Source organism: Streptomyces sp. NPDC002588 (assembly GCF_040295925.1).
In the GTDB taxonomy this organism is placed as follows: domain Bacteria; phylum Actinomycetota; class Actinomycetes; order Streptomycetales; family Streptomycetaceae; genus Streptomyces.
On the sequence record NZ_JBEOWF010000041.1, the window covers coordinates 1 to 18245 of the forward strand.

Annotated in this window: 13 protein-coding genes and 1 pseudogene; 12 read left to right on the forward strand and 2 right to left on the reverse strand. The window is 70.6% G+C overall.

Going from position 1 to position 18245, the window contains the following annotated elements:
- Positions 1 to 127: 127 nt before the first annotated feature.
- Both ABT057_RS36365 and ABT057_RS36370 read right to left on the reverse strand, forming a co-directional pair.
- Positions 128 to 1039, reverse strand: a complete 912-nt coding sequence (locus ABT057_RS36365; protein WP_352348156.1) for a carbohydrate kinase family protein — start codon at positions 1037 to 1039, stop codon at positions 128 to 130.
- A 114-nt stretch (positions 1040 to 1153) separates the two neighbouring features.
- Positions 1154 to 2125 (reverse strand): hypothetical protein, encoded by a 972-nt coding sequence (locus ABT057_RS36370; protein WP_352348157.1) that lies wholly within the window; start codon positions 2123 to 2125, stop codon positions 1154 to 1156.
- A gap of 487 nt (positions 2126 to 2612) precedes the next feature.
- Between ABT057_RS36370 and uvrC the strand changes: the two genes are divergently transcribed.
- The 12 genes and pseudogenes from uvrC (at position 2613) to pgi (ending at position 18241) form a co-directional block, all read left to right on the forward strand.
- The gene (gene uvrC / locus ABT057_RS36375) at positions 2613 to 4649 is read left to right on the forward strand and encodes an excinuclease ABC subunit UvrC (RefSeq protein ID WP_352348158.1); all 2037 of its coding nucleotides are present in this window, start codon (positions 2613 to 2615) and stop codon (positions 4647 to 4649) included.
- Positions 4646 to 5758, forward strand: coding sequence for an RNase adapter RapZ (rapZ, locus tag ABT057_RS36380; RefSeq protein WP_352348159.1), 1113 nt, complete (start codon positions 4646 to 4648; stop codon positions 5756 to 5758). The genes uvrC and rapZ overlap by 4 nt, the downstream gene beginning before the upstream one ends.
- Positions 5755 to 6822, forward strand: coding sequence for a gluconeogenesis factor YvcK family protein (locus ABT057_RS36385; protein ID WP_352348160.1), 1068 nt, complete (start codon positions 5755 to 5757; stop codon positions 6820 to 6822). The genes rapZ and ABT057_RS36385 overlap by 4 nt, the downstream gene beginning before the upstream one ends.
- Positions 6813 to 7802 carry a DNA-binding protein WhiA gene (gene whiA, locus ABT057_RS36390; protein ID WP_030347991.1) on the forward strand — a complete coding sequence of 330 codons (990 nt, stop codon included), beginning with the start codon at positions 6813 to 6815 and terminating at the stop codon, positions 7800 to 7802. Before ABT057_RS36385 ends, whiA begins: the two co-directional genes overlap by 10 nt.
- Before the next feature lie 144 nt (positions 7803 to 7946).
- Entirely contained in the window at positions 7947 to 10901 is a 2955-nt protein-coding gene (locus tag ABT057_RS36395; RefSeq protein WP_352348161.1) for a M14 family metallopeptidase, read from the forward strand.
- A gap of 227 nt (positions 10902 to 11128) precedes the next feature.
- Positions 11129 to 12139: a type I glyceraldehyde-3-phosphate dehydrogenase gene (gene gap, locus ABT057_RS36400; protein ID WP_352348162.1), complete on the forward strand. Its 1011-nt coding sequence runs from the start codon at positions 11129 to 11131 to the stop codon at positions 12137 to 12139.
- A gap of 133 nt (positions 12140 to 12272) precedes the next feature.
- The gene (locus ABT057_RS36405; RefSeq protein ID WP_352348163.1) at positions 12273 to 13484 is read left to right on the forward strand and encodes a phosphoglycerate kinase; all 1212 of its coding nucleotides are present in this window, start codon (positions 12273 to 12275) and stop codon (positions 13482 to 13484) included.
- Between the two features lie 39 nt (positions 13485 to 13523).
- A complete protein-coding gene (gene tpiA / locus ABT057_RS36410; protein ID WP_352348242.1) occupies positions 13524 to 14279 on the forward strand; it encodes a triose-phosphate isomerase in 756 nt (251 codons plus the stop codon).
- Positions 14280 to 14408: 129 nt separating this feature from the next.
- Entirely contained in the window at positions 14409 to 14645 is a 237-nt protein-coding gene (gene secG, locus ABT057_RS36415; RefSeq protein ID WP_352348164.1) for a preprotein translocase subunit SecG, read from the forward strand.
- 210 nt (positions 14646 to 14855) lie between these two features.
- A complete protein-coding gene (locus ABT057_RS36420; RefSeq protein WP_010352468.1) occupies positions 14856 to 15191 on the forward strand; it encodes an RNA polymerase-binding protein RbpA in 336 nt (111 codons plus the stop codon).
- Positions 15192 to 15307: 116 nt separating this feature from the next.
- Positions 15308 to 16512, forward strand: a pseudogene (locus ABT057_RS36425) (MFS transporter).
- 73 nt (positions 16513 to 16585) lie between these two features.
- Positions 16586 to 18241, forward strand: coding sequence for a glucose-6-phosphate isomerase (gene pgi / locus ABT057_RS36430; protein ID WP_352348165.1), 1656 nt, complete (start codon positions 16586 to 16588; stop codon positions 18239 to 18241).
- Positions 18242 to 18245: the final 4 nt, after the last annotated feature.

The window sequence follows — 18245 nt, forward strand, 5'->3', positions numbered from 1 at the left end:
CGCCGTTGACCCGCACCTCGCTCACGTCCAGCAGGAAGTCCAGGTCGAACCGGGAGAGGTCCTGGGTGGTGCGGGCCCGCAAGGTGGCCGTGCCCCCGCCCGTTCCCCGGATGATCCCGTTCGTCCGCTACGGCGCGCCCAGTTCGGCGGCGTACGGCGGTTCCGCACCCGCCCTGGAACAGGTGATCGCCGCCGCGCGCGCCGCGAACCCCAGCAACTCCCGCCAGCCGTCCGCCCCCAGCCCGGCGAGGGCCGCCGCGGACAACGAGTCCCGCACCGAAAGACCGTGCAGCAGCGCCGCGTTCACGGTGTCGCCGGCGCCGATCGTGTCCACGACGTCGACCCGCTCACCCGCCACGGAGTGCACGGCGCCGTCCCGGGTGACGACGCTCAGCCCGTCGCCGCCGTGCGTGATCACGACGGCCGAGGGGCCGGCGGACAGCCACTCGCGCGGGGTGCCGCCCAGCCACAGGGCGTCCTCCTCGGAGAGCTTCAGCAGGTTCACCGAGGGCAGCCAGCTCTTGAAGCGGACCCGGTAGGCGTCCGCGTCCGGGATCAGCCCGGGCCGGATGTTCGGGTCGAGCGTGGTGAACACGCCCTGGTCCGCGGCGGCCCGCAGCAAGTCCTCGTACGCGGTCGCACCCGGCTCCAGGACCAGCGAGCAGGTGCCGAAGGACACCGCGCGCGTCCCCTCGGGAAGCGCGGCCGGCGCCGAGAACAGCCGGTCGGCGGTGCCCTCCACGTAGAAGGAGTAGGCGGCGGAGCCGCTGTCGTCGACAGTGGCGACCGCGAGGGTGGTCGGCTCGCTGCCGCGCTGCACGGCGGACACGTCCACGCCCGACTCTCGCAGTCCGCCGAGCAGCGCCTCACCGAAGGCGTCGTAGGAGAGACGGGAGCAGAAGGCGGTGGGGGAGCCGAGACGGCCGAGGGCGACAGCGGTGTTGTAAGGGCCGCCGCCGAGGGCCGGCCGCAGACCGGCGAGGGCGCCCGGCCCCTGCGGTACCAGGTCGATGAGGGCCTCACCGGCGACGACGATCACGGGGCGGTTCCTTTCGGGGACACCTCGGGCTGCTGGGACAGCTCGGGTCGAGTGTGCCCGCTCCGCCGGAGGTCACGGTACGGAACGGCACGATCCGCACCGCGCCCCGGTGGCCTACTCCCAGTCCCACCCGATGCCCAGCAGCCCGGTCCGTACGCGAGGCTCGACCAGGTGGACAGAGTGGTGGCGGCCGCTGAGCGCCAGCTCTTGCCGGCCGCCGCGCGGCGCGGCCGCCGAGTGCTGGCTGAACCGGTGGCAGCGCACGGGCAGAGCGTGCTCGTCGAAACGAATCTGCAGGGCGTACTGGCCGCCCGCCGCGCCGAAGCCCCGGACGTACTCGCGGGAGACGCCGGCGGTGCCGTCCTCGACGGCGTAGCGGAAGAGGAAGGTGTCTCCGGCCCGCAGCCGGGTGTCGAAGAGCAGTTCGGCCACCAGGACGCCGGTGTCCTGGTGGCGGCGGACGCGGCCCGCCCGGCAGTTCTCCAGGGCGTGCACGGTCATCCGGTCGGGAGCGCACCCGGGGTCGCCGTGGTGGACGGCCACGAAGCGGTCGACGCCGTCGCGGTGCGCGCGCACGATGTGCTGCGACTCGCGTCCCAGCAGCTCACGGCGTGCACCGATGCGGACGCGCTCGTGGTGGCCCAGCGTGTGCAGCCCGCTGTCCAGTGGGCACTCCAGTTCGGCATGCAGCCGTTCAAGGACGTCGGACGCTTCGAGGAACCAGCGGTAGGACCGGCCGGCGGGCTGTCCGGCCGCGAGGACGGCGCCGCCGCTTCCGCCGCTGTCCTCCAGCAGCCGGATCAGGGACTCGTCCGGCAGGTGCAGGATCTCCTCCAGCGCGCGGACGGCCCGCAGGGACTCGGGGCGCTGCGGGCGCCGGGCGCCCTGCTGCCAGTAACTCAGGCTCGTGACACCGACCTTGACCCCGTGACGAGTCAGATGGTGCTGGACGCGCTGCAGGGGCAGTCCACGGGCGGCGATCGCGGCACGCAGCGCGACGTGGAACGGGCCGCCCCGCAGGACCGTGTCCAGTTCCGCGGTGGCGGCGTCCTCGACGGCGTCCGCGTGCTGTGTGGCGTGCGGCATGCAGGGGCCTTTCTGTGGAGGCTCGCGCAGGCTGGTCAAACCGTGCGCGTGAGGGGTCGGGGCCGCCCGCGGACGCCAGGCACTCCTTCACATCCGTGAAGCGTCGTTCGGGGCCCCGAGTTCCCCCGCATTGAAGCGTGTTGACCAAGTCCCGACAACACCTGATGCCCGAGTGACGCACGGCTGTGGCCGGTGTGCGAGGTTCACCGGTGTGATGGGGACCGGGACGCTCGGCGGCGGTTCGGGGCCCGTGACGGCGGCGGACGTCGCCGGCCCGCCGCGGGAGCGGATCGCGGCCGGCTGTCCAAAAACATCCGGCGGCCGGCCGCCGACGTCTCCCGGAGGCCCCTGATCGGGGCCCTCGAAAGCCCTCTGCCGGGGGCCTGCCGCACCTTCCGGGTCCGGAGTCGTCCACAGCCCCCAGGACACTCCGACGGTTGTCCACAGCCCCGCCGGAGTGTCACTCCGCGCCAGTAGGGTGTGAGACATGGCCGACCCCTCCAGCTACCGCCCCAAGCCGGGACAGATCCCGGACTCTCCCGGGGTGTACAGGTTCCGCGACGAGCACCGCCGGGTGATCTACGTCGGAAAGGCGAAGAGCCTGCGCCAGCGCCTGGCGAACTACTTCCAGGACCTCGCGGGCCTGCACCCGCGCACCCGCTCGATGGTCACCACCGCCGCGTCGGTGGAGTGGACGGTCGTGTCCACGGAGGTCGAGGCACTCCAGCTGGAGTACTCCTGGATCAAGGAGTACGACCCCCGGTTCAACGTGAAGTACCGCGACGACAAGAGCTACCCGTACCTCGCGGTCACGATGAACGAGGAGTTCCCGCGCGTACAGGTGATGCGCGGCCACAAGAAGAAGGGCGTCAGGTACTTCGGTCCGTACGCGCACGCGTGGGCGATCCGGGACACCGTCGACCTGCTGCTGCGCGTCTTCCCCGTGCGCACCTGCTCCGCCGGAGTCTTCAAGAACGCCGCCCGCACCGGCCGCCCCTGCCTGCTCGGCTACATCGGCAAGTGCTCCGCCCCCTGTGTCGGCCGGATCACCGCCGACGACCACGGAGAACTGGCCGACGAGTTCTGCGACTTCATGGCGGGCCGCACCGGCACCTACCTCCGCCGTCTGGAGAAACAGATGACGGAGGCGGCCGAGGAGATGGAGTACGAGCGGGCCGCCCGCCTGCGCGACGACATCGAGGCCCTGAAGAAGGCCATGGAGAAGAACGCGGTGGTCCTCGCGGACGCCACCGACGCCGATCTGATCGCGGTCGCCGAGGACGAGCTGGAGGCGGCCGTCCAGATCTTCCACGTCCGCGGCGGCCGGGTGCGCGGCCAGCGCGGCTGGGTCACCGACAAGGTGGAGGAGATCACCACCGGTGCCCTCGTCGAACACGCCCTGCAACAGCTGTACGGCGAGGAGAGCGGCGACGCCGTGCCCAAGGAGGTGCTGGTCCCGGCCCTGCCCGACCCGGTGGACCCCGTCCAGGAGTGGCTGACCGGCCGCCGCGGGGCGAACGTCTCGCTGCGCATCCCGCAGCGCGGCGACAAGCGGGCCCTGATGGAGACCGTGGAGCGCAACGCCCAGCAGGCACTCGTCCTGCACAAGACAAGGCGCGCCTCCGACCTCACCACCCGCTCGCGTGCCCTGGAGGAGATCTCCGAGGCCCTCGGCCTGGACAGCGCCCCGCTGCGGATCGAGTGCTACGACATCTCGCATCTCCAGGGCGACGACGTGGTGGCCTCCATGGTGGTCTTCGAGGACGGCCTGGCCCGCAAGAGCGAGTACCGCCGCTTCCAGATCAAGAGCTTCCAGGGCCAGGACGACGTCCGCTCCATGCACGAGGTGATCACCCGCCGGTTCCGGCGCTATCTCGCCGAGAAGGAGCGGACGGGGGAGTGGGCCGACGGCGAGGACGCCCTCACCGAGGAGGACGGCCGCCCCAAGCGCTTCGCGTACCCGCCCCAGCTGGTCGTCGTGGACGGCGGGCAGCCCCAGGTCGCGGCCGCGCAGCGGGCCCTGGAAGAACTGGGGATCGACGACGTCGCCGTCTGCGGCCTCGCCAAGCGCCTGGAGGAGGTCTGGCTGCCGCACGAAGAGGACCCCGTGGTCCTGCCCCGCACCAGCGAGGGCCTCTACCTCCTCCAGCGCGTCCGCGACGAGGCCCACCGCTTCGCGATCACCTACCAGCGAACCAAGCGGGCCAAGCGGTTCAGGGCCGGCCCCCTGGACGAGGTACCCGGTCTCGGCGAGACCCGCAAGCAGGCGTTGATCAAGCACTTCGGCTCGGTGAAGAAGCTGCGCTCCGCGACGATCGACGAGATCTGCGAGGTTCCCGGCATAGGCCGCAAGACGGCCGAGACCATCGTCGCGGCCCTCGCGCTTGCGGCCCGGCCCGCCCCCGCCGTGAATATGGCGACCGGAGAGATCATTGATGATGAGGAACCCGAGACGACGGAGGGTTCCCCGGGGGACCCCGTGACAGCGGGCGCCCCGGAAGAACGACGGGGGCAGGAGACATGACCGAGCACGAGTACCGAGCACACCCCACGGACGAGCGAGATCAGGCGCCCACGGCCGCAGCCGGCCAGGCGCCCAGGGAAACGGGCGAAAGCCGCCCCCGGTCCGACACCGGCCCCGAGCCGGCCCCCGACAGTGCCCAGCCCCACACCGGCCCCGAGCCGGCCCCCGACAGCGCCGAGCACGACGCACGCCACGAAGACGGAGCACAGGTGAGTACGGACAGCACGCCGCCCGGGGTCCCCGAGGCGGCCATCCCCGAGCTGGTGATCATCTCCGGCATGTCCGGGGCCGGCCGCTCGACGGCCGCCAAGTGTCTGGAGGACCTCGGCTGGTTCGTGGTCGACAACCTCCCGCCCGCGCTGATCCCCACCATGGTGGAACTCGGCGCCCGCTCCCAGGGCAACGTGGCCCGGATCGCGGTCGTCGTCGACGTCCGCGGCCGCCGCTTCTTCGACAACCTCCGCGAGTCCCTCGCCGACCTCGAGTCGAAGCACGTCACCCGGCGGATCGTCTTCCTGGAGTCCTCCGACGACGCGCTGGTGCGCCGCTTCGAGTCCGTGCGCCGCCCGCACCCCCTCCAGGGCGACGGCCGGATCGTCGACGGCATCGACGCCGAGCGCGAACTGCTGCGCGAACTGCGCGGCGACGCCGACCTGGTGATCGACACCTCCAGCCTCAACGTGCACGAGCTGCGCGCCAAGATGGACGCCCAGTTCGCCGGCGAGGAGGAGCCCGAACTGCGGGCCACCGTCATGTCCTTCGGCTTCAAGTACGGCCTCCCGGTCGACGCCGACCTGGTCGTGGACATGCGTTTCCTGCCCAACCCGCACTGGGTCCCGGAGCTGCGCCCCTTCACCGGCCTCAACGAGGAGGTCGCGGCGTACGTCTTCAACCAGCCCGGCGCGAAGGAGTTCCTCGACCGGTACGCGGAGCTCCTGCAGCTGGTTGCCGCGGGCTACCGCCGGGAGGGCAAGCGCTATGTGACCATCGCGGTCGGCTGCACGGGCGGCAAGCACCGTTCGGTCGCGATGTCGGAGAAGCTCGCCGCCCGCCTGGCGGCCGAGGGTGTGGAGACGGTGGTCGTACACCGGGACATGGGACGGGAATGACGGGACGTACTCCGCGGCTGGGCCGGCTGCGCAGGCCGGTTCCCGAGGCCCGCGCGAGCCGGCCGGTCGAGACCCGCGGCGCCCGGCCGCGCCGTCGCGGCGCCCAGCCCAAGGTCGTCGCGCTCGGCGGCGGCATGGGCCTGTCCGCGTCGCTCGCCGCGCTGCGCCGGATCACCGGCGACCTCACCGCCGTCGTCACGGTCGCCGACGACGGCGGCTCCAGCGGCCGTCTGCGGGACGAACTCGGCGTGCTGCCACCCGGGGACCTGCGCAAGGCGCTGGCCGCGCTGTGCGGCGACGACGACTGGGGCCAGACCTGGGCCCGGGTCATCCAGCACCGCTTCCAGTCCCAGGGAGAGATCAACGGACACGCGGTCGGCAATCTGCTGATCGTCGCCCTGTGGGAGCAGCTCGGCGACCACGTCCAGGCCCTGGACCTGGTCGGCAACCTGCTGGGCGCGCACGGCCGGGTGCTGCCCATGTCGGCCGTCCCGCTGGAGCTCCAGGCCCTGGTCAGGGGCCACGATCCGGAGCGGCCGGAGGACGTGGACACCGTCCGCGGCCAGGCGACCGTCGCCCTGACCCCCGGCGAGGTGCAGTCCGTGCACCTGGTGCCGCACGACCCGCCCGCCGTCCCCGAGGCGGTGGCGGCCGTCCTGGACGCCGACTGGGTGGTCCTGGGCCCCGGCTCCTGGTTCTCCTCGGTCATCCCGCACCTGCTCGTGCCCGAACTGCTGGACGCTCTCATGGAGACCAAGGCGCGGCGGGTACTCTCGCTGAACCTCGCGCCGCAGCCGGGAGAAACCGAGGGCTTCTCCCCGCAGCGTCATTTGGAGGTTTTGGGACGACACGCCCCTAAACTCGCCCTGGACGTGGTGCTGGCCGACGAGGCCGCCGTGCCCGACCGCGACTCCCTGACCGATGCCGCCACCCGGTTCGGGGCCGCTGTCGAGCTGGCGACGGTGGCCCGGACCGACGGAACGCCCCGGCACGACCCGGAGCTCCTCGCCGCCGCGTACGACCGTATTTTTCGGATGCATGGAAGGATCGGCCCATGGCGATGACGGCAGCGGTGAAGGATGAGATCTCCCGGCTCCCCGTCACCCGGACCTGCTGCAGAAAGGCGGAGGTCTCCGCCATCCTGCGGTTCGCCGGCGGCCTCCACCTGGTGAGCGGTCGCATCGTGATCGAGGCGGAGCTCGACACGGCGATGGCGGCCCGCCGGCTCAAGCGGGACATCCTGGAGATCTTCGGCCACAGCTCGGAGCTGATCGTGATGGCACCGGGCGGGCTGCGCCGCGGCTCGCGCTATGTCGTGCGCGTGGTCGCCGGCGGCGACCAGCTGGCCCGGCAGACCGGTCTGGTGGACGGCCGCGGGCGGCCCATCCGCGGGCTGCCTCCGCAGGTGGTCTCCGGTGCGACCTGTGACGCCGAGGCGGCCTGGCGGGGGGCCTTCCTGGCACACGGCTCGCTCACCGAGCCCGGCCGCTCCTCCTCGCTGGAGGTGACCTGCCCGGGCCCGGAGGCCGCGCTCGCACTGGTCGGCGCCGCCCGCCGGCTGTCGATCGCCGCGAAGGCCCGCGAGGTGCGCGGCGTGGACCGGGTCGTGGTCCGCGACGGGGACGCGATCGGCGCGCTGCTCACCCGCCTCGGCGCGCATGAATCGGTGCTGGCCTGGGAGGAGCGCCGGATGCGCCGCGAGGTGCGCGCCACGGCGAACCGGCTCGCCAACTTCGACGACGCCAACCTGCGCCGCTCCGCCCGCGCCGCGGTCGCGGCCGGCGCCAGGGTCCAGCGCGCCCTTGAGATCCTCGGCGACGAGGTGCCCGAGCACCTCGCGGCGGCCGGCCGGCTGCGCATGGAGCACAAGCAGGCCTCCCTGGAGGAGCTGGGCGCGCTCGCCGACCCGCCGCTGACCAAGGACGCGGTGGCCGGCCGGATCCGCCGCCTGCTGGCGATGGCCGACAAGCGCGCCTCGGACCTCGGCATCCCGGGTACGGAGGCCAACCTCAGCGAGGAGCTGGCCGACAACCTCGTGGGCTGACGCCCCCTCAGAACGCCGGTGGACTACCCCGATCGGGTGGGACCACCGGCGTTTCCCTGTCCTTGAGGCGCCCTTGACTGGATCATGAACTGTCATGAGCCTGGCAGAGTTCGCCGCTGTGGCGAACCTACGCAAGGGGGGTACATGAGACGAAGAGCGAGATCGATCCTCGCTGTCGGCGCACTCCTGCTCGGCGGAGCAGCACTCGCACCCATCGCCCAGGCGCAGCCCGCGGGCGCGCCCAAACCAGACCCGGACGAGGTCAAGGTCTTCCGCGCCGAGGTCACCAGGCAGCAGGTGCCCCTGCTGCTGGCGGCCGGCCAGGACGGCCATGAACTCGGTGAGCAGGCGCCCGAGAAGGGAACCGCCACCGTCGAGGTCTACCTCACCGACGGGCAGGCGAAGAAGCTCGAGAAGCAGGGTGTCGAGCTCACCGAGCACACCCTTTCGGCCAAGGCGGAGAACCGGCTGGAGGCGGCCTCCGACGGAGTGTTCCGCCCCTACGGCGGCAGCGGCGGCCTGAAGGAGGAGGTCGTCCGCACCGGGCAGCAGAACCCTGGCCTGACCAAGGTCGTCTCCATCGGGAAGACCGTCGACGGCCAGGACATCCTCGCGCTCAAACTGACCAAGAACGCGAAGAGTTCGAAGGACGGCTCCAAGCCCTCGGTCCTGTACGTGTCCAACCAGCACGCGCGCGAGTGGATCACGCCGGAAATGACCCGCCGGCTGATGCACTACTACCTGGACAACTACAAGACCGACAAGCGCGTCAAGAAGATCGTCGACTCCACCGAGCTGTGGTTCGTGCTGTCGGCCAACCCCGACGGCTACGACTACACCTTCCAGAACTCCGACACCCGCCTGTGGCGCAAGAACCTGCGGGACGTCAACGGCGACGGCGTCATCTCCACCGGTGACGGCGTCGACCTCAACCGCAACTTCTCCTACAAGTGGGGCTACGACGACGAGGGTTCGTCCCCCAACCCCACCAGCCAGACCTACCGCGGCGCGAGCCCCGGCTCCGAGCCCGAGACCAAGGCACTCGACTCCTTCGAGAAGCGGATCGGGTTCACGTACGGCATCAACTACCACTCCGCCGCCGAACTGCTGCTCTACGGCGTCGGCTGGCAGGTCGCCACCGACACCCCGGACGACGTCATGTACAAGGCGCTCGCCGGCACCCCCGACAACTCCGCGATCCCGGGTTACCACCCGCAGGTCTCCTCGGAGCTCTACACGACCAACGGCGAGGCGGACGGCCACGCGGCGAACGTCAACGGCACGGCGATGTTCACGCCCGAGATGTCCACCTGTCAGACCGCGTCGAACATCGACCCGAACGACCAGTGGAACGCCGCGGACTGCCAGTCGGTCTTCAACTTCCCGGACGACGAGAAGCTGATCCAGCAGGAGTTCACCAAGAACGTCCCGTTCGCGCTCTCCGTCGCCGAGTCCGCGGCGCAGCCCGACCAGCCGAAGTCCTCGGTCGGTCTGAAGGCCGCCGACTTCGCCCCGGCGCCGTTCACGACGTCGTACTCGCGCGGCGCGGACCAGGAGGTCTCCGTCGTCGCCCGCAGGGCGATCCGCGACAAGGAGCTCAAGTACCGCGTCAACGGCGGCCGTACGCACGACCGGAAGCTCAAGCCCTGGAAGGGCGGCGAGACCTACGGCGGGTACGACAACCTGTACTTCGACGAGTACCGGGCCAAGGTGCAGGACGGCGGGCCGGGCGACAAGGTCGAGGTGTGGTTCACCGGTGAGACCAAGGCCGGCAAGAAGGTCTCCAGCTCGCACTTCACCTACACGGTCGCCGCGCGGCCCAAGGCCGACACCCTCGTCGTCGCCGAGGAGGGCGCGGCCGCCACGCAGGCGCAGACCTACGTCGACGCGCTGAAGGCCAACGGGCACAAGGCGGTCGTCTGGGACGTCGCCACCCAGGGCGCGCCCGACGCGCTCGGGGTGCTCGGCCACTTCGACACGGTCGTCCACTACACGGGCGCGAGCGTCCCCGGCAATCCGACCCAGCTCGAACTGCGCGCCTTCCTCAACGAGGGCGGCAAGCTGATCGAGGCGGGCGAACTGGCCGGCGGCACCGTCGACCTCGGCGACGGCACCCTCTCGGACGACTTCAGCCAGTACTACCTGGGCGCCTACTCCCGGACGACGACCCCCGGCGCCACCGGCTTCACCGGCTCCGGCGCGCTCGTCGGCTTCACCGGCGCCCTCGGCGCGGCCCCCGGCAACCCGCTCGACAAGGCGGGCACCTACGGCGTCACCTCGGACGAGCTGCCCGTCTCGACGTACCCGCAGTTCACGAGCGCGGGCGGGGGCCAGTTCAGCGGGACGGTCAACCCGTACGGGCCGTACACGGGCTCGTACATGGCCGCCGCGGTGCACACCGACGACGCCTACAAGCGTCTCACCCGCACCATCGACCTCAGCGGTGTCGGCGCGGCGAGCAAGCCCACCCTGCGCACCCAGCTGCTGTGGGACACCGAGCCGGGCTACGACAACGCGATCGTCGAGGTCCACACGGCCGGCGCCGACGACTGGACCACGCTCCCCGAGGCGGGCGGCGCGACCAGCACGGCCGTACCGGCCGAGTGCGGGGGCGGCTTCTACATCGGCGAGCACCCGTGGCTCAAGCACTACCTGACCCTCGGCTCGAACGGCTGCACCGCGACCGGCACCACCGGCTCCTGGAACGCCCTCACCGGCGCCTCCAGCGGCTGGCAGCAGGTGAACTTCGACCTGAGCGCCTACGCGGGCAAGAACATCGAGGTCTCGATCAGCTACGTCACCGACCCCGGCACCGGAGGCCACGGCGTCCTCGTCGACGACGCCTCGCTGGTCGTCGGCTCCGCCGCCACCGAGACCGAGGGGTTCGAGACGTCGCTCGGCGCCTGGCAGGTCGCCGGACCGCCCGCGGGCAGCCCGGCCGTCCTGAGGGACTGGGCGCGCACCGGCGCGCTGTTCCAGACGTACGGAGCGGTCACCACCGACGACACCGTGCTGCTCGGCTTCGGCCTGGAACACGTCTCCTCGGCCGCCGAACGCAAGACGCTCATCGGAAAGGCACTCGCATCACTTGATCAGTGACATGACGTGTCCGCCCGGTTGACGCTCCGTGCTGAAACCGGGCGGCAGGGCCTTACGGCCCGGGCGGTCCGTACCCCTACTGGCGGGTACGGACCGTCCTGCCGTGTATGGGCGAAGTCGATGTCACCGACGGCGTCCCGGAGAGGTAGGGTCGGGGGTGGTCGGGGACATCCCAAATACAGCTCGCCGGCACCGCATGGCCGGCGTACCAACGAGGAGATCGGTTCGTGACGATCCGCGTAGGCATCAACGGCTTTGGCCGCATCGGTCGTAACTACTTCCGCGCGCTGCTGGAGCAGGGTGCTGACATCGAGATCGTGGCTGTCAACGACCTGGGTGACACCGCGACCACCGCTCACCTGCTCAAGTACGACACCATCCTGGGCCGCCTGAAGGCCGAGGTGTCGCACACCGCCGACACGATCACCGTGGACGGCCACACCATCAAGGTGCTGTCCGAGCGCAACCCCGCCGACATCCCGTGGGGCGAGCTCGGGGTCGACATCGTCATCGAGTCGACCGGCATCTTCACGAAGAAGGCCGACGCCGAGAAGCACATCACCGGCGGCGCCAAGAAGGTCCTCATCTCGGCTCCGGCCAAGGACGAGGACATCACCATCGTGATGGGCGTCAACCAGGACAAGTACGACCCGGCGAACCACCACGTCATCTCCAACGCCTCCTGCACCACCAACTGTGTGGCGCCGATGGCCAAGGTCCTCGACGAGAACTTCGGCATCGTCAAGGGTCTGATGACGACGGTCCACGCGTACACCAACGACCAGCGCATCCTGGACTTCCCGCACTCGGACCTGCGCCGTGCCCGCGCCGCCGCCGAGAACATCATCCCGACCACGACGGGTGCCGCGAAGGCCACCGCCCTGGTCCTCCCGCAGCTCAAGGGCAAGCTGGACGGCATCGCGATGCGCGTCCCGGTCCCGACCGGTTCGGCCACCGACCTGGTCGTGACGCTGCAGCGCGAGGTCACCAAGGACGAGGTCAACGCCGCGTTCAAGAAGGCCTCCGAGGACGGCGACCTCAAGGGCTACCTGGCGTACACCGAGGACCCGATCGTCTCCTCGGACATCGTCAGCGACCCGGCCTCCTGCACCTTCGACTCCTCCCTGACCATGGTCCAGGAGGGCAACTCGGTGAAGATCCTCGGCTGGTACGACAACGAGTGGGGCTACTCCAACCGCCTCGTCGACCTGACGGTCTTCGTCGGCGGCCGGCTCTGATCGTCGGATCAGGCACCTCGATGTGAACGCAGGGCCCGGGCGGCGCAGGGACGCGCCGCCCGGGCCCTGACTCGCGTACGCCGCGCCCTTGTCTACGATCACGGTGCATCACCAGCCCTCGGGAGCCCCTTTCATGAAGACGATCGACGAACTCCTCTCCGAAGGAGTGGAAGGCCGGCGGGTCTTCGTCCGCGCCGACCTCAACGTGCCGCTGGACGGCACGACCATCACCGACGACGGCCGCATCCGCGCCGTCCTGCCGACCGTCAAGGCCCTCGCGGACGCGGGCGCCCAGGTGGTCGTCGCCTCCCACCTGGGCCGCCCCAAGGGCGCCCCGGACCCCGCGTTCTCCCTCGCCTCCGCCGCCGCCCGGCTCGGCGAACTCCTCGGCTCCGCCGTGGCCTTCGCGACCGACACCGTCGGCGAATCGGCCCGGGAGACGGTCGCGGGCCTCGCCGACGGCCAGGTCGCCGTCATCGAGAACCTCCGGTTCAACGCCGGTGAGACGTCCAAGGACGACGCCGAGCGCGGCGCCTTCGCCGACCAGCTCGCCCAGCTCGCGGACGTCTACGTCGGCGACGGCTTCGGCGCGGTGCACCGCAAGCACGCCTCCGTCTACGACCTCCCCGCCCGGCTGCCGCACGCCGCCGGCTTCCTCATCGCCACCGAGGTCGGCGTCCTGAAGAAGCTCACCGAGGACGTCAAGCGCCCCTACGTCGTAGCGCTCGGCGGCGCCAAGGTGTCCGACAAGCTCGCCGTCATCGACGAACTGCTCGGCAAGGCCGACCGCCTGCTCATCGGCGGCGGCATGGCGTACACCTTCCTCAAGGCCAAGGGCTACGAGATCGGCAGCTCCCTCCTTCAGGAGGACCAGATCCCGGTCGTCCGGGAGTACGTCGAGCGCGCGGAGAAGACCGGCGTCGAGCTGGTCCTTCCCGTGGACGTGCTGGTCGCCCCCGCGTTCCCGGACCTGAAGACCAAGGCGCCGGCGAACCCCACCGCCGTCGCCGCGGACGCCGTCCCCGCCGACCAGATGGGCCTGGACATCGGTCCCGAGACCCGCAAGCTGTACGCCTCGAAGATCACCGACGCCGCCACCGTCTTCTGGAACGGCCCGATGGGCGTCTTCGAGCACCCCGATTTCGCCGAGGGCACCAAGGCGGTCGCCCAGGCCCTCGTCGACTCCCCGGCCTTCACGGTCGTCGGCGGCGGTGACTCCGCCGCCGCCGTCCGACTCCTGGGCTTCGACGAGAACGCATTCGGCCACATCTCGACCGGCGGCGGCGCCTCCCTCGAATACCTCGAGGGCAAGACGCTCCCCGGCCTCGCCGCACTGGAGGACTGACCCTCAATGACTGCTCCCGAAACGGGCCGCACGCCCCTGATGGCGGGCAACTGGAAGATGAACCTCAACCACCTCGAGGCCATCGCCCACACCCAGAAGCTCGCCTTCGCCCTGTCCGACAAGGACTACGAGGCCGTCGAGGTCGCCGTCCTGCCGCCCTTCACCGATCTGCGCTCCGTGCAGACCCTGGTCGAGGGCGACAAGCTCGCCATCCGGTACGGCGCCCAGGACATCTCGGCGCACGAGTCCGGTGCCTACACCGGCGAGATCTCCGGCCCGATGCTCGCCAAGCTGAAGTGCACGTACGTGGCGATCGGCCACTCCGAGCGCCGCCAGTACCACGCCGAGACCGACGAGATCGTCAACGCCAAGGTCAAGGCCGCCTTCAAGCACGGCCTCACCCCCATCCTGTGCGTCGGTGAGGAGCTGGACGTCCGCGAGGCGGGCAACCACGTCTCCCACACCCTCTCCCAGGTCGAGGGCGGACTGAAGGATGTCCCCGCCGAGCAGGCCGAGACCATCGTGATCGCCTACGAGCCCGTCTGGGCCATCGGCACCGGCAAGGTCTGCGGCGCCGGGGACGCCCAGGAGGTCTGCGCCGCGATCCGCGGGAAGCTCGCCGAGCTGTACGGCCAGGAGCAGGCCGACAAGGTCCGCATCCAGTACGGCGGCTCCGTGAAGGCCGGCAACGTCGCCGAGATCATGGCGCAGGCCGACATCGACGGCGCGCTGGTCGGCGGCGCCTCGCTGGACACGGACGAGTTCGTCAAGATCGTGCGTTTCCGCGACCAGTGAAACGACCGGTGAGTCGGGCTGCGAGTATGCGGTAGGCCCGATCCGTCGTACTCTTGCGGGGGCACAGCCGAGGTGCTGTGCCCCCGTCGTCATATCTCGTTATCCGAATCCGAGGAAGTTGGTCCAGCCGTGGTTTTGGGGTTCTCGATCGCCCTGATCGTCTTCAGCCTGCTGCTGATGCTGCTGGTGCTGATGCACAAGGGGAAGGGCGGCGGTCTCTCCGACATGTTCGGTGGCGGTATGCAGTCGTCCGTCGGCGGCTCCTCGGTCGCCGAGCGCAACCTCGACCGCATCACCGTGGTGGTGGGTCTGTGCTGGTTCGCGTGCATCGTCGTCCTCGGCATCATCATGAAGACGAACAGCTGACCAGGCTCTCACAGGCACGCACATTCCGTACGTAAGGCCCCATGTTCGGTACGCGCAGCTGAGCGCGGCCTATCATGGGGCTTGCGTCTAGATGTGGGGGCTGTAACTCCAATCACTGGACGCGCGTTGGGCCTTACGTAGACTGAGGCGCTCGCAGCGAAGCGAAACGCCGACTCGCTTTGCGGCACCATCACGCAGGGAGTTACGACCGTGGCAAGTGGCAACGCGATCCGAGGAAGCCGGGTCGGGGCGGGGCCGATGGGCGAGGCCGAGCGGGGCGAGTCCGCGCCCCGTCTGCGCATCTCCTTCTGGTGCTCCAACGGGCACGAGACGCAGCCCAGCTTCGCGAGCGACGCGCAGGTTCCCGACACCTGGGACTGCCCGCGCTGCGGATTCCCGGCCGGCCAGGACCGGGACAACCCCCCGGCCCCGCCGCGCACCGAGCCCTACAAGACGCACCTCGCCTATGTGCGGGAGCGGCGCAGCGACGCGGACGGTGAGGCGATCCTCGCCGAAGCGCTCGCCAAACTGCGGGGCGAGATCTAGGTGTATTGATCGATACCGGCCGGACGCCTCGAGGCGTCCGGCCGATTGTCAGTGGTGCCCTCTACGGTTGTCCGCAGCCGTTCTCGTGACGGTGACGCGCCGGTGACCGGAGGGGGATCCGTGACGGAGTTCGGCGGCTGTGGAGCGCCGCCGTGCTGTCCAGCTTCGGTGACGCCCTGCGTGCGGCCGCCCTGCCGCTGCTGGCCGTGTCACTGACCGACGATCCGCTGCTCATCGCCTCGGTCACCGCCTGCAGCTACCTGCCATGGATCGTCTTCGGACTGCTCGGCGGCGCCGTCGCGGACCGGGTGGACCAGCGGCGCGCCATGGGGGCGGTGGACGCCGTACGGGGCCTTCTCGTCGCCGGCTTCGCGGTGGCCGTGGCGCTCGGCCACGCCTCGATCGCCCTGCTCATCGTGCTGACCTTCGCCCTGACCACGCTCCAGACGCTGTTCGACAACGCCTCCACGGCCCTGCTGCCCGCCCTCGTGGGCCGCGAAGCGCTGGGCAGTGCCAACGCCCGCCTGATGACCGGGCAGCGGATCGCCGGCGGTCTGGTGGGCACACCGGTCGTACCGCTGCTGATCGCCGCCGGCGCGGCCGTGCCGTTCGCGGTCGACGCGGCGACCTTCCTCGTGGCGGCCGCGCTGGTCGCCTCGCTGCGCACCACCGCTCCCGGGCGGAAGCCGACAGGCGCGGGCAGCAGCCTGCGCCGGGAGATCGCGGAGGGCCTGAGGCACCTGTGGCGGGACGGTCCGCTGCGAGGCCTGTGCGCAGCCACCGCCCTGTGCAACGTCGGCATGGGTGCCCAGCTCGCCACGCTGGTCGTCCTGGTGACCGGCTGGCTGGACGCCGGCCCCGCGGGCTATGCCGCGGCGGGCACCGCGGTCACCGTCGGCAACCTCGCCGGGGGAGTGGTGAACGGCCGGCTCGTGCGCCGCATCGGCCCCGTCCGTGCCGTGCTCCTCGCCGGCGGGGCGCAGACCGCCGCGCTCGTCGTCATGGGAACCGTGCGCAGTCTGGCCGTGCTGGTCGGCGCCCTCGTCGTCTTCGGGCTCATGGGCATGGTGTGGAACGTCAACACGACGACCCTGATGCAGCAGCGCACCCCCACCGACCTCCTCGGCAGGGTCAGTTCGGCCTTCCGGACCCTGTCCTTCGCCGGAGTGCCCCTGGGCGCCCTGATGGGAGGAGCCGTCGCCGGTGCCTGGGGGCCGCCTTCTTCGCCCTCGCCGTCGCCGCGTTGATACCCGCGGGCCGGGCGGACGTACCTGTTGTTGCCCCGCGTGGCAGCGACGCGTCCGCTCATGCGACGCCCTGATCAACTAGGTTGGGAGCGGCGGGGCAAGACGTGCGAGGCAGCACGGACAGGTGAGGAAGGGCTGAAGTCCGACATGAACGCAGACGGCCGTACGAGGCTCAACCAGACGCCCGAGTGGACGGCTCTGGCCAAGCACCGCGAAGAGCTCGGCGAAGTACAGCTGCGCGAGCTGTTCGCCGCAGCCCCGGAGCGCGGCAGCGGATACACGCTGCAGGTCGGCGACCTGCACATCGACTACTCCAAGCACCTCGTCACCGACGAGACACTGCGGCTGCTGCGCGAGCTGGCCGCCTCAGCCGGCGTGTTCGGGCTGCGCGACGCGATGTTCCGGGGCGAGAAGATCAACACCACCGAGGACCGCGCCGTTCTGCACACCGCGCTGCGCGCCCCCGCCGACGCGGTGATCGAGGTCGACGGCGAGAACGTGGTGCCCGCGGTGCACGCCGTCCTCGACAAGATGGCCGACTTCGCGGGCCGGGTCCGCTCCGGCGAGTGGACCGGGCACACCGGCCGGCGGATCAGGAACGTCGTCAACATCGGCATCGGCGGCTCCGACCTCGGCCCGGCCATGGCCTACGAGGTGCTGCGCAGCTTCACCGACCGCGACCTCACGGTCCGCTTCGTGTCCAACGTCGACGGCGCCGACCTGCACGAGGCCACCCGTGATCTGGACCCCGCCGAGACGCTGTTCATCATCGCGTCCAAGACCTTCACCACCATCGAGACGATCACCAACGCCACCTCGGCCCGCACATGGCTGCTGGACGCGCTGGGTGGGGGAGAGGCGGCGGTCGCCAAGCATTTCGTGGCGCTGTCGACCAACGCCGGGAAGGTCGCCGGCTTCGGCATCGACACGGCCAACATGTTCGAGTTCTGGGACTGGGTCGGCGGCCGCTACTCCTTCGACTCGGCGATCGGCCTGTCGCTGATGATCGCCATCGGCCCGGACCGGTTCCGGGAGATGCTCGACGGCTTCCATCTGGTCGACGAGCACTTCCGCACCGCTCCCGCCGAGTCCAACGTTCCGCTGCTGCTGGGCCTGTTGGGCATCTGGTACGGCAACTTCCACGACGCCCAGTCGCACGCGGTGCTGCCCTACAGCCACTACCTGTCCAAGTTCGCCGCCTACCTCCAGCAGCTCGACATGGAGTCCAACGGCAAGTCGGTCGACCGGGACGGCGATCGGGTCGACTGGCAGACCGGCCCCGTCGTCTGGGGCACACCGGGCACCAACGGGCAGCACGCCTACTACCAGTTGATCCACCAGGGCACGAAGCTGATCCCGGCGGACTTCATCGGCTTCGCCCGGCCGGTCGCCGAGCTGAGCGACGAACTCAGCGCACAGCACGACCTGTTGATGGCCAACTTCTTCGCCCAGACGCAGGCGCTGGCCTTCGGCAAGACGCCCGAGGAGGTGCGAGCGGAGGGGGTGCCGCAGGAACTGGTCGCCCACAAGACGTTCCGGGGCAGCCACCCGACGACCACGATCCTCGCCCGTGAGCTGACCCCTTCGGTGCTCGGCCAGCTCGTCGCGCTCTACGAGCACAAGGTGTTCGTGCAGGGCGCGATCTGGAACATCGACTCCTTCGACCAGTGGGGCGTGGAGCTGGGCAAGGTCCTCGCCAAGCGCGTCGAACCCGCGCTGACGGAAGGGGCCCAGGTGCCCGGCCTCGACGCCTCCACCGAGGCACTGGTCGCCAAGTACCGTGAGTTGCGCGGCCGTAGCTGATTCC

What these genes read in the sequence shown, in the direction of transcription:
- whiA (WP_030347991.1), top strand. Translation starts at nt 6,813, where the DNA reads ATGGCGATGACGGCAGCGGTGAAGGATGAGATCTCCCGGCTCCCCGTC.
- rapZ (WP_352348159.1), top strand. Translation starts at nt 4,646, where the DNA reads ATGACCGAGCACGAGTACCGAGCACACCCCACGGACGAGCGAGATCAG.
- ABT057_RS36385 (WP_352348160.1), top strand. Translation starts at nt 5,755, where the DNA reads ATGACGGGACGTACTCCGCGGCTGGGCCGGCTGCGCAGGCCGGTTCCC.
- ABT057_RS36370 (WP_352348157.1), bottom strand. Translation starts at nt 2,125, where the DNA reads ATGCCGCACGCCACACAGCACGCGGACGCCGTCGAGGACGCCGCCACC.
- uvrC (WP_352348158.1), top strand. Translation starts at nt 2,613, where the DNA reads ATGGCCGACCCCTCCAGCTACCGCCCCAAGCCGGGACAGATCCCGGAC.
- ABT057_RS36405 (WP_352348163.1), top strand. Translation starts at nt 12,273, where the DNA reads ATGAAGACGATCGACGAACTCCTCTCCGAAGGAGTGGAAGGCCGGCGG.
- tpiA (WP_352348242.1), top strand. Translation starts at nt 13,524, where the DNA reads ATGGCGGGCAACTGGAAGATGAACCTCAACCACCTCGAGGCCATCGCC.
- pgi (WP_352348165.1), top strand. Translation starts at nt 16,586, where the DNA reads ATGAACGCAGACGGCCGTACGAGGCTCAACCAGACGCCCGAGTGGACG.
- ABT057_RS36395 (WP_352348161.1), top strand. Translation starts at nt 7,947, where the DNA reads ATGAGACGAAGAGCGAGATCGATCCTCGCTGTCGGCGCACTCCTGCTC.